An 11,811-nucleotide genomic window follows, 5' to 3' on the forward strand; every position below is an offset into this window, starting at 1 on the left:
AAATAATTGCCTACGCCGAATACCAAGACCAAAAATAAAAAGTATGCGCCACCCCTGTATAAAGCGTATTGTTAGACGCATGGCCAATTTTCCTCATAAATTCCCAGAACATGATGCGCTCACAGAGGCGCTTGAAGCCCATTTTGATGAATATCTTACTGAGCTGAAGGATCTAGTCTCTATCCCATCTATCGCGTGGGAAGCTTTTGATCTAGCTCAGGTCCAACGAAGCGCTGAAGCTGTGTACGAGCTTGCGAAACGGTCAGGCTTTCAAGAGATAAAAATCCTTTCTGCGTCGTACCACGATGAAACGGGGGAGACACATCAAGGTATGCCAGCGGTAATTGCCACTAAACCAGCTGCTTCAGGGTATCCCACAATCCTGTTATACGCTCACCATGATGTACAGCCTCCTGGCGATAACACGCAGTGGGAAACTGACCCGTTTACCGCAGTTCAGAAAGGCGCTCGCCTCTATGGCCGCGGTGCTGCAGACGATAAAGCAGGGGTTATCATCCATATGGCGGCTTTCCGTTTAGTATCGGAAGTATTAGGCAATGATTTCAATGTTGGCGTAAAGATCTTTATCGAAGGGGAAGAAGAAGCAGGGTCACCCTCTTTCCGCGAATTCCTAGCTGCCTACCAGAAGGACCTAGCCGCTGATTATATTGTGGTAGCAGATTCTGCCAACTGGCGAGCTGGAGTTCCGGCATTAACTACCTCATTACGTGGCGTAGCTAGCGGGGATATTGAAGTTCGAACTGGTAATCACGCAGTGCACTCTGGTATCTTTGGAGGTCCTTTTCTGGACGCACATACGGTATTAGCCCGTTTGCTGGGTACTCTTCATGATGACGAAGGTGCAGTTGTTGTAGAAGGTCTGTACCGTGGTGAAGACCCTAAAGTCGAATACCCTGAACATGAATTCCGCGCAGATTCTGGAATCTTAGACCAGATGTCTCTAGCAGGATATGGATCAATTACATCTCGGCTCTGGCAGCAACCTGCACTTTCCGTTATAGGTATGGATATTCCGTCAATTGCCCATTCTTCAAATACCCTTGCTGTTACTTCGCGGGCACGTATTAGTGTCCGTTTGGCTCCTGGTGATTCTCCCGAGAATGCGCACAAAGTTCTGGCAGACCATATAAAGAAGCATGCACCTTATAACGCGCAAGTTAGCTATACTCCTGTCGACTCAGGGTTACCCTTTGCCACAGATGTTGAGCAGGATGGAGCTCAAATCACCTTGTCAGCAATGGCTCAAGCTTGGGGCATATCTCCTGTGCAGACAGGCATGGGAGGCTCAATACCTTTTATAGCGGATTTGAAGGAGAACTTCCCCGATGCCCAGATTCTAGTAACTGGTGTTGAAGACCCAGATACCCGGGCACATAGCGCCAACGAATCGCTGTATGTACCTGATTTTAAACGAGGAATTTTAGCGGAGGCACTGATATTGAGTGCTCTCAGCAGGAGTAAGTAGATTAGGAAAGGAAAGCAACTCAAGGAATATACCTCACACACTAAGTACAGAATTCTACAAAGTTGGTATTCTGGACGTAAGAGACCTTGATGCCCCTAGTGAACTTGTGAGTCCGCTGTTGTCGTGAAGAAGTAGGACAGCGTAATCTGACTTCACGAAGGGGAATATTGTCAGGAAAGGACAAACATGACTGAGACTGTAACTGAGCTACCAACACACGGGGTTAACCTTACTGAAGTTGCTCAGAATAAGGTACGTACTTTGCTCGAACAAGAAGGACGTACCGATTTGCGCCTCCGGATTGCTGTACAGCCCGGTGGCTGTTCCGGGCTAATCTATCAGCTCTACTTCGATGAGCGAGTACTTGATGGTGACGCAGTACGTGATTATGACGGTGTGCAGGTTATCGTAGATAAAATGAGTGTCCCTTATCTAGACGGCTCAACTATTGATTTTGAAGACACGATTGAGAAACAAGGATTCTCAATTGATAATCCGAACGCGGCAGGGTCATGTGCCTGTGGCGACTCCTTCCACTAGGAGCATCGATATAACAGAACCCCTAAAAAACCAACTTTAGGGGTTCTGTTACGTTAAAATTCAGTAATTTTCCAGGAAACTCACAATTTCAGTGACAGAGTGTCACCGTAAGAGCAGAATTCGCGGTAAGCTCTAAGGGATAAGTTTTTTATAATTGCCTCAGGTTTACCTGTAGACCTGAGCACTAGCACACACTGCAAGAACAGGAAGGGCCGTCTGTGAGTTCGCAATATCGAACCGGCAGTCGTCGTAAGCGTGCAAGTCTTGTTGGCCTCGGGACTACAGCGACGCTGCTGATGACTGGTTGTTCAATGGATAGGGCAGCTGTAGGCTGGTTACCCACAAAAGCTGGGCATCCGGCTACTGATAATGCCGAGAACCTCATGCATCTCTGGGTAGGTACTTGGAGTGCAGCTCTTGTTGTCGGTCTTATTACTTGGGGTTTGATGCTATGGTGCATCATTGCTTACCGTAGGCGTAAGAACGAAAGTGGCTATCCTCGTCAGCTCAGCTATCACCTGCCTCTGGAAATTTTTTATACTTTCGTTCCAGTTGTCTTGATCGTCAGTATGTTTACGTTTTCAGACCGAGTCGAGCGTCAAGTAACTGGTCCTAAAACTGGTGCCGATCGACAGGTCACTGTTGAAGTATATGGCAAACAATGGGCCTGGGATTTCAACTACACAGATGAAAATGTGCATGTAACTGGTGTACAAGCTCACCTTGATGGCTCACCAGGTAAAGAAGCAGAACTTCCAACGCTTTATTTGCCCGTTAACTCAAATGTTGATGTAGTCCTCAAATCGCGTGATGTGATCCATTCGTTCTGGGTTCCGGCTTTCCTGGAGAAACGGGATACGATCCCTGGTATGACGAACCATATTCATATCACTACCAAAGAAATTGGTGATTATAAGGGTAAATGCGCTGAACTTTGCGGTGAGTACCACTCTGAGATGTTGTTTAATGTCAAGGTGGTCTCACAGGAAGACTACGACAACTACATCAATTCCCTTAAGCAAAATCCCGAGAATCAGGGTATCGCTGGGGACGAATACAACCGTAATCCCAACCAGAACGCGACTCCGCGTCCCGCTAACCAATAAAGGGGTGAAATAGACGTGACTACCCTCGAATATTCAACTGAGAGTGCAACGGCTGTTGCGCCGCGCGTGGTTCCTAAGTCCAAGGGACGCATCTTTGTCAATTGGATTACTTCCACGGACCACAAAACCATTGGGTACATGTACCTGATCTCTGCCTTCATCTTCTTCTGTATGGGCGGAACTATGGCTCTGCTGATGCGTATCGAGCTTTTTGAGCCCGGTATGCAGATCCTGCAGACGAAGGAGCAATTTAACCAGCTTTTTACGATGCACGGTACCCTTATGCTCCTCATGTTCGGCACCCCTTTGTTCACCGGTTTGGCGAACGTGCTTATCCCGCTCCAAATTGGTGCTCCCGATGTGGCATTCCCGCGCTTAAACGCATTGGCTTTTTGGTTCTTCCTTTTTGGGTCGCTAGTAGCGATTGCAGGTTTTATTACCCCGCAAGGTGCAGCCTCTTTCGGCTGGTTTGCATACGTCCCACTAAATAGCACTACTTATAGTCCGTCTGTCGGTGGTGATTTATGGGTCTTTGGTCTTGCTTTGCAGGGATTCGGCACAATTATGGGTGCGGTTAACTTCATTACTACAATTGTGGCAATGCGCGCCCCTGGCATGACTATGTGGCGTATGTCTGTGTTTACGTGGGCAACTCTGATTACTTCAATCTTGATTATTATGATCTTCCCGCCTCTGGCATCCGCTTTGTTTGCTCTAGGTATGGATCGCCGATTCGGAGGACATATTTTTGATCCGGAAAATGGGGGAGCGGTACTCTGGCAGCACTTGTTCTGGTTCTTCGGGCACCCTGAGGTGTATGTGCTTGCGCTACCTTTCTTCGGCGTGACTTCGGAGATTATCCCTGTATTCTCACGTAAACCCATTTTTGGTTACAAAGGTCTTGTTACAGCGACTATTGCTATTGCGGGCCTGTCTGTAACTGTGTGGGCGCACCATATGTACGTAACTGGAGCGATTATGCTTCCGTTCTTTTCGTTCATGACCATGATGATTGGTGTTCCAACCGGCGTGAAGTTTTTCAACTGGATTGGGACTATGTGGCAGGGGTCCATTACGTTTGAAACTCCGTTACTGTGGATCTATGGATTCTTAGTGACCTTCCTCTTTGGAGGTCTGACGGGTATTATCTTGGCTACTCCGCCTCTAGACTTCCATATCTCGGATACTTACTTCGTGGTTGCACACTTCCACTACGTGATTTTTGGAACCATTGTGTTTGGTATGTTTGGTGCATTCTACTTCTGGTGGCCAAAATTCACTGGCAAGATGCTCAACGAACGGATCGGTAAGATTCACTTCTGGCTGGTATTCTTCGGGTTCCACGCGACCTTCTTGATTCAGCACTGGGTTGGCGTTGATGGGATGCCTCGTCGATACGCTGACTATCTGCCCGAGGACGGTTTCACCTGGATGAACCAGTTCTCAACTGTTGGATCCATGATTCTTGCCGTTTCAATGATTCCCTGGTTCTGGAATGTTTACATTACTGCTCGGTATGCTCCGAAAGTCGAGGTAGACGATCCCTGGGGATTCGGTGGATCTCTCGAGTGGGCAACTTCTTGTCCTCCGCCCCGCCACAACTTTACTGCATTGCCTCGTATCCGTTCCGAACGCCCGGCTCTAGACCTACATCATCCCGAGCTTTCAACGAATCATGATGTTGCCGCTGCAGCTCTTGCAGCACAGAAGGGAGAGTAAACCGTGAAAGTTCTCGGGAAGGTCTTCCTGTACCTTGGTATATTCTTTATTCCTGTTGGAATTATTTATGGGTTTATGACCAATTTTGATGAGTGGGCCGGGTTTCCCGCGCTCCTCGTGACGGCGCTTATGTGCTTCTTCTTGGCTTTCTTCCTCATGTTTACTGATAAGAAGCTAGGAAGCCAGCCCATGGATAACTACACGGGTGAAATCGCTGAGAGTGCTGGTGAGTATGGGTTCTACTCACCATGGTCTTGGTGGCCGTTTATGATCGGTTTAACGTGCATGATTGTTGTTCTTGGGGCAGCGATTGCCTGGTGGGTACTAATTCTTGCGTTGCCTATCGTAGCAGTCGCCGTTATCGGGTGGGTATATGAATACAACCGCGGTGATCACGCGCACTAATCATATACAGTAAAGGTGGGGTTACATCATCCATATGGATGATGTAACCCCACCTTTTCTATATTCCAGAGATTCTCGAATAAAGTTCTATCTGCCCCAGATATGTACTAAAAAGGGGAGGTAAGAAAAAGCTAGTTGGATTAATTGTCTGTATTGGCAGCTTATCTGGGGATCATCAAAGCAGCAGAGACGCACCAATATTGATCGGATGAATCTTGGGAGAGTAACCGCCCATATAATCGTGCCCATCGCACGATAATAGTTTTTGCAGAGGCAGCTTCGCTTATCAGTACGCTCGGCTCGAAAGAAAAGACGGCATTAATATGCTCGCAGAAGTGCTCTCTCTGCAAGAATTCTGGAGTCTCAACCTCAAACCTAGGTTGTTGCTACTTTTATCTGTTAATCCGCGAGGCTCCTTCCTGCCTCTAAGAGCCAGCGGCATGATAGTTTGTGACGGGGTGTGTGCTTAGTACGCATGAAGTTATTCCATTATGGCATCAGGTATATAGCGATCGCTGATAAGTAAGCAAAGATTTATAATTCTTAGTTTCAGGAATAGGGCCATGCTGCTTATGAGAATTTTTCATGAGAAAGTCTGGACTCCTGGCCTTAGAAGATGGATATGATATTGGGTCAGCAGCAACATTGCTGGAAGAGATACATACGATACAAACGTTGAGGGTTGGTCCCACAGTTTTGTGGAACCAACCCTCAAGTAAACTTATGAAGTTGTAACTTTAGCCCTTAATCTCGGGGCTATTAGAGGAAGCGCCCTCAATCCTTTGAGCTTCATTATGTTCATGATGAGCTTCTTCTAGCTCAGTAGGAGTTACAGGAAGAACACGATCAGTAAAGAACAACTTCGATAAGGTGCCTCGTGCTTTCTCAAGCATTGTAACCTTCCCCTTAGCATTGGGGCGTGCAGGTATTACATCTGGTGAATCGAAACTAACTAGCTTGTACCGACGATACTCGTCAAGAGGCTTGTGCACCTCAATAAACTCACCATGGGGGAGTTGCACCACTTGACCAGTTTCGATGCCATGAAGCACTAGCTCACGATCTTTACGCTGCAAGGAGAGGCAAATCCTTCGGGTAATCTCGAAACCAAGGATGGGTCCAAGGAAGAAGAGCGCACGCAATACATAAGCTACATCATTTAGCGAGACGTGGAAATGTGTTGCGATCAAATCAGAAGATGCCGCGATCATCAAAACTGAGTAGTAGATGATACCGGCAACACCGGCGCCTGTACGGAATGGAGCGTTACGCGGGCGATCAAGAATATTATGAACCCGATTATCTTTGGTGACCCAACGTTCGATCCAAGGCCACGTGAATAAGAATCCCATCAAGACGCCTGCGAGTGCAAAAGGCAGTAGGACATTTAGAACCCATGTTCCACCGAATTGCCATTCCCATGACCATGGCCAAACACCAGGCCATAGACGTAATGCACCGTCACCAAAGCCTACGTACCAGTCAGGCTGAGTACCTGCTTGAACTGGAGATGGATCGTAGGGACCATAGTTCCATATTGCGTTAATAGTGAAGGTGGAAGCTAAGAAAGCGATGATACCGAAAACTATGAAGAAGAAACCGCCTGCTTTTGCAGCATAAACCGGACCTACAGGAAAACCAACAACGTTATTGTTGGTACGACCTGGCCCTGGATATTGGGTGTGTTTATGCAGGACAACCATGAACATATGCAGTCCAACGCACAACAACAGAACTGCCGGAATGATCATAATATGCAGGCTGTATAGGCGGCTAATAATGTGTTCACCTGGGAACTCGCCTCCGAAGAAGAAAAGCGAGAGGTATGTACCTACGAGCGGAACTGCGACCATAATGCCATCGACAATTCGCAAACCGTTACCAGAGAGCACATCATCGGGGAGGGAATACCCAGTAAAGCCCGCCATAATACCCGTGACAAAGAGGACGCAACCTACAACCCAATTCAGCTCACGTGGACGACGGAAAGCCCCTGTAAAGAAGACACGAAGCATGTGGATACAGATGGCCAACATAAACATGAGAGCCGCCCAGTGGTGAATCTGACGGATCAACAGGCCTCCGCGAATATCAAAAGAGATATCTAAAGTAGACGCAAACGCAACAGACATTTCTGTACCCTTCATGGGTACATATGAACCGTCATAGGTAACTGCAGCGGTTGATGGGTTAAACCAGAATGTTAAAAAAGTTCCTGAAATAAGGAGCACTACAAAGCTGTATAGAGCCACCTCACCGAACATAAAGGACCAGTGATCTGGAAAGATTTTTCGGCCAAATTCTTTAACAACCCCAGACATGCCAACACGCGTATCAACAAAATTCGCGATACGCCCAGCGTTGCTTTTAGGTTTGTACTCGTAGCCAGTTGTTGTAGACATTACTTATTTCGCCTCCTTCTCACGCTCTGCACGCATTTCTTCGACGTGCTGACCGCGTTCCCAATACGCGGGACCAACTGGCTCATGGAAGTCACTCTGAGCCACAAGATAACCATTATCATCGACTGTAATCGGCAACTGTGGGAGTGCGTGACCTGCAGGACCGAATACAACCTTGCATTCATCTGCCGCATCAAAAGTAGACTGATGGCACGGGCACAGCAGATGGTGCGTTCGCTGCTCGTACAGCGCGATGGGACATCCAACGTGTGTACAGACCTTCGAATAAGCGACTATACCGTCAACGTGCCAGTTTTTACGTTCTTCCGAAATCTTCATCTCATTGGGGTCAAGACGCATCAACAAGACAACTGCTTTAGCTTTTTCCTCTAGATAGCCATTTTCATGGCTGAGGGACGTGATGGTCTCCGGCAGAACGTGATAAGCGGATCCGATCGTAACGTCAGAAGCTTTAATCGGAGTCCCAGAAGGGTCGCGTACAAGACGGACACCCTGATCCCACATCGTGTGTTTAAGAACGGCAGGATCATTCGGCCCCAGATCGCGCAGGAACGTAATAAAAGTTAACGGAGCCAGAATAACTGAGCCAATGAGAGTATTGCGCAGGAGAGGACGGCGTTTAATACCTGACTCATCAATAATAGTTTCGATGATTTCTTCTGCCTCGGCGCGATCCTCTTCAGGACGCAAATCGTGCCGCTCCTCAACGAGTTCATGGTCAGGCATAAGCGTACGTGCCCAATGAACAACTCCAATACCAATGCCGAACATAGCGAATGCTATACCTAAACCAAGCAAGAGGTTCTGCAGCTGCAGTTTACTGGTAGGCTCCGTATTGTTTACATCAAAGAAGTTACCTTCAACTGATATACCGAAATACGCGACCCAGAATAACAAAGAGCCGAGCATTGATAGTACAAAGAGTAGAATAACTTGGCGCTCAGCACCTTTAGCACGCTTCGAATCCACATCTGTCAGACGTGGACGATGTGGGGGCAGCCCAGGATTCTGAAACTGCTCCTTTGAATCCTCTGAAGAGGTAACTACGGTAACGCTCTGAGCGTCTTGACCGTCACGATGGTTTCCCATGTGTTGCCTCAAATCTTTTCCGATACGAATAGTATGTGCGTATTTATGCTGAGCGAGAGGTCAGCCAAATAACAAAGATAAGCACGATCCCTAGACCGACGCTCCAAATCAACAGACCTTCAGCGACAGGACCTAGAGAGCCTAGCTTAAGACCACCAGGGGAAACATTTTTTCCTGTGCTTTCAAATAGGTGATAACATCACGCTTCTCTTGCGGGGTAAGGTTTGCGTCGTTGAAAACAGGCATATTTTGAGGTCCAGTTTCCATGGCTTCATAGATATGTTGTTCGCTAACACCCATGAGAGAAGGAGCAAACTTCCCTCGGGTAAGAGCACCACCTGCACCAGCCGCGTTATGACACATTGCGCAGTTGGCTAGGAAGACACGGGCACCATTTGCGGCATCGCCTTTGGTGGTATCTAGATTCTCTGCTTCAGGTATTGCAGGACCGGCGCCCAACGAAGCAACATATGCAGAGAGCTGCTTCGTCTGTTCCTCGTTGAACTGACCAGGTTTGACTTGAGCCTGTGTACCTTGCATCTGCATAGGCATGCGGCCGGTACCAACCTGAAAATCAACTGCGGCTGCACCAACACCGATGAGCGAAGGACCATCAGCGGTGCCTTCAGCGTTCATTCCATGGCAGGTTGCACAGTTGGCTTGGAAGAGTTTTTGACCAGCGTTTACATCATCTTGAGTGTATGCATGGCTTGACTCGGCCTTGGCCTGATTGGTGGCAGTGGCAACTGTGTAGAGACCACCAGTAAGGATGAGAGCCAACGCAAGCAACACAATAGCTGCAAGCGGGTGACGCCGCTTCTGTGAAAGTGCCTTCACGTCTTTTGTTCCTTGTGTGTGCTAGTAAAAATGGATACGGACGGGGCGAGAGTGTTGGACTGTTATTTGACGAAGTACACTACGGCAAATAGAGCGAGCCACACGACATCTACAAAGTGCCAGTAGTACGAGACAACGATTGCACTAGTTGCTTCGTAATGACCAAATCGCTTAGCGACAAATGCGCGACCAATGATCAGGAGGAAAGCTACTAGACCAGCTGTCACGTGTAACGCATGGAACCCTGTTGTGATGTAGAAAGCGGATCCGTAAGCGCTAGATGCAATGGTTACGCCTTCTGAAACCAAGGTTGCGTACTCATAAGCCTGACCGCAGACGAAGATTGCGCCCATGATGAAAGTCAACACAAACCATTCAGCCATGCCCCATGCCTTAATATTCAGCAAAGAACCGGAGCGGCGTGGTTTGAGCTGTTCTGCGGCAAATACGCCCATCTGGCATGTCACAGAACTCAGCACAAGAACGATTGTGTTGATAAAAGCGAAGGGAACGTTAAGGATATGTACATTATCAGCCCAAATGTCAGGACGTGATGCCTTAAGGGTGAAGTACATAGCAAAAAGCCCGGCAAAGAACATCAGCTCTGATGCCAACCACACGACGGTACCAATGGCGACCGTGTTGGGTCGGTTAAGAGCCGGATGTGCCGGCCTGCTGGGGTTATTGGTTACAGTTGTCACATAGACATTATGTCGCTAAAACTTGCGAAGAGCGAATACATAACCTCTTAAATCTTGCGGTGTGTTGGGAAAATCCTTAGAGTTCCCTGTAAACTAGCGGTTTTCACGAGATTTGTGCGACACGCTCTATGTGTAATGTTTTGGTAAGTTCGTGGGGGAGAGAAGCCTCAAAGCTGTGGCACCCTATGCGCTGGCAGCAGATGAATCCTGCAGGAAGGTTAAAATCGGGAGTATGGATATAACTGCACATGAGTCATTAACCTGGAAATACATTTTGAATCAGCTCATCTCTGGGCAGGATCTCGGTTCTCGTCATGTGGACTGGGCTATGGATGAAATTATGACTGGTTCAACGCCTGAACCTATACTTGCTTCCTTCCTGACATCGCTCCACATGAAGGGGGAGACCTCTGAAGAGTTAGGCGCCCTTGCGCGAGGAATGCTTGCAAAAGCTGAAACTATTGATCTTGACGTACACGCGGTTGATATTGTAGGCACTGGCGGAGATCAGCAGAATACCGTCAATATATCCACCATGGCAGCCTTGGTTATTGCTGGTACAGGTGCGACAGTTGTTAAACATGGTAACCGAGCGTCAACCTCTAAATCAGGGTCGGCAGATGTCTTGGAGGCGCTAGGTATTCAGCTAGATATGCCGATTAAGTCTGTTGCCGCGTGCGCTCGGCAGGTAGGGATCACCTTTCTATTTGCAATGACTTTTCATCCCTCCATGCGGTTCGTAGGGCCGACTCGAAAAATGTTAGGTATACCAACGGCTTTTAACTACCTAGGACCCATGACAAACCCTGCGCGAGTGTCATCATCTGCAATTGGGGTAGCTAATCCGCAGATGGTAGAAAAGATGGCTTGGGTTTTCGCGAATCGAGGTGACCATGCCCTTATATTCCGGGGGGATGATGGGCTTGATGAATTGACAATTGCTACAACTTCCCAGATCTGGGAAGCAAGTGGGGGTATTCTTCAGAAATATGTCTTTAATCCCGAAGGCTATGGGATTGAGCGTTCTTCATTAGATAACCTGCGAGGAGGAGACGCTGAGTATAACGCCAGTGTGTTTCGCGCAGTATTAGCTGGGGAGGGCGAGTCGGCAAAAGACTCGTTGCATGCAATTCGCAATGCAGTTCTTATTAATGCGGCGGCCGGTCTGATAGCTTACCGAAAAAACGACGGCAGGAGTTTTGAGGAACGGTACACAGAAGCCTTGGCGGATGCACGCCAATCTATTGATACTGGGGCAGCAGCTCAAGTTTTGAACGCCTGGGTGGAGTTTAGCCACCTGGTGGTAGAAACGCCGAGTCCGTAAAGCGCCTATTCATGTAAATAGAAGAGTTTGGTGTATCTGTAGCTTTACTGGACATTGAGGAGAAAGAAGCTGCTGGGGTGAAACCGTCTTTACGAGGGCGCACTGGCAGCTAATCCGGTTCAATTACACGGAAGGTTGAGTGGCTGGGGTGTGGTTTTCTGACTCTACTTTACATAATGTA

At 48.0% G+C, this 11,811-nt stretch carries 9 protein-coding genes and 1 pseudogene; 6 read left to right on the top strand and 4 right to left on the bottom strand.

Translation table 11 applies throughout. The features are described 5' to 3' along the window. Positions 1 to 79 precede the first annotated feature (79 nt). From HMPREF0733_RS09195 to HMPREF0733_RS09215, 5 genes are all read left to right on the top strand, one after another. The gene (locus HMPREF0733_RS09195; RefSeq protein ID WP_013399058.1) at positions 80 to 1,486 is read left to right on the top strand and encodes a dipeptidase; all 1,407 of its coding nucleotides are present in this window, start codon (positions 80 to 82) and stop codon (positions 1,484 to 1,486) included. Positions 1,487 to 1,672: 186 nt separating this feature from the next. Then, the gene (locus tag HMPREF0733_RS09200; RefSeq protein WP_013399059.1) at positions 1,673 to 2,026 is read left to right on the top strand and encodes a HesB/IscA family protein; all 354 of its coding nucleotides are present in this window, start codon (positions 1,673 to 1,675) and stop codon (positions 2,024 to 2,026) included. Between the two features lie 218 nt (positions 2,027 to 2,244). Then, positions 2,245 to 3,132: an aa3-type cytochrome oxidase subunit II gene (gene ctaC, locus HMPREF0733_RS09205; protein ID WP_013399060.1), complete on the top strand. Its 888-nt coding sequence runs from the start codon at positions 2,245 to 2,247 to the stop codon at positions 3,130 to 3,132. A 15-nt stretch (positions 3,133 to 3,147) separates the two neighbouring features. Further along, positions 3,148 to 4,851, top strand: coding sequence for an aa3-type cytochrome oxidase subunit I (gene ctaD, locus HMPREF0733_RS09210; protein WP_004004657.1), 1,704 nt, complete (start codon positions 3,148 to 3,150; stop codon positions 4,849 to 4,851). A gap of 3 nt (positions 4,852 to 4,854) precedes the next feature. Further along, complete coding sequence (locus HMPREF0733_RS09215) at positions 4,855 to 5,256, top strand: cytochrome c oxidase subunit 4 (protein ID WP_004004658.1); 402 nt, start codon at positions 4,855 to 4,857, stop codon at positions 5,254 to 5,256. 737 nt (positions 5,257 to 5,993) lie between these two features. Here HMPREF0733_RS09215 and qcrB read toward each other — a convergent pair. The 4 genes and pseudogenes from qcrB to ctaE all read right to left on the bottom strand — a co-directional run bounded on the left by qcrB (position 5,994) and on the right by ctaE (position 10,306). Next, positions 5,994 to 7,658 (bottom strand): cytochrome bc1 complex cytochrome b subunit, encoded by a 1,665-nt coding sequence (gene qcrB, locus HMPREF0733_RS09220; RefSeq protein ID WP_013399061.1) that lies wholly within the window; start codon positions 7,656 to 7,658, stop codon positions 5,994 to 5,996. A gap of 3 nt (positions 7,659 to 7,661) precedes the next feature. Continuing rightward, positions 7,662 to 8,768, bottom strand: coding sequence for a cytochrome bc1 complex Rieske iron-sulfur subunit (gene qcrA / locus HMPREF0733_RS09225; protein WP_004004660.1), 1,107 nt, complete (start codon positions 8,766 to 8,768; stop codon positions 7,662 to 7,664). 43 nt (positions 8,769 to 8,811) lie between these two features. Next, a pseudogene (gene qcrC / locus HMPREF0733_RS09230) lies at positions 8,812 to 9,605 on the bottom strand (cytochrome bc1 complex diheme cytochrome c subunit). A gap of 62 nt (positions 9,606 to 9,667) precedes the next feature. Further along, entirely contained in the window at positions 9,668 to 10,306 is a 639-nt protein-coding gene (gene ctaE / locus HMPREF0733_RS09235; protein ID WP_004004662.1) for an aa3-type cytochrome oxidase subunit III, read from the bottom strand. Positions 10,307 to 10,538: 232 nt separating this feature from the next. Here ctaE and trpD point away from each other — a divergent pair, with 232 nt between their 5' ends. Then, on the top strand, positions 10,539 to 11,630 hold the full coding sequence (gene trpD / locus HMPREF0733_RS09240) for an anthranilate phosphoribosyltransferase (protein WP_172461379.1): 1,092 nt from the start codon (positions 10,539 to 10,541) through the stop codon (positions 11,628 to 11,630). Positions 11,631 to 11,811: the final 181 nt, after the last annotated feature.

This window comes from Rothia dentocariosa ATCC 17931 (assembly GCF_000164695.2).
In the GTDB taxonomy this organism is placed as follows: Bacteria; Actinomycetota; Actinomycetes; order Actinomycetales; family Micrococcaceae; genus Rothia; species Rothia dentocariosa.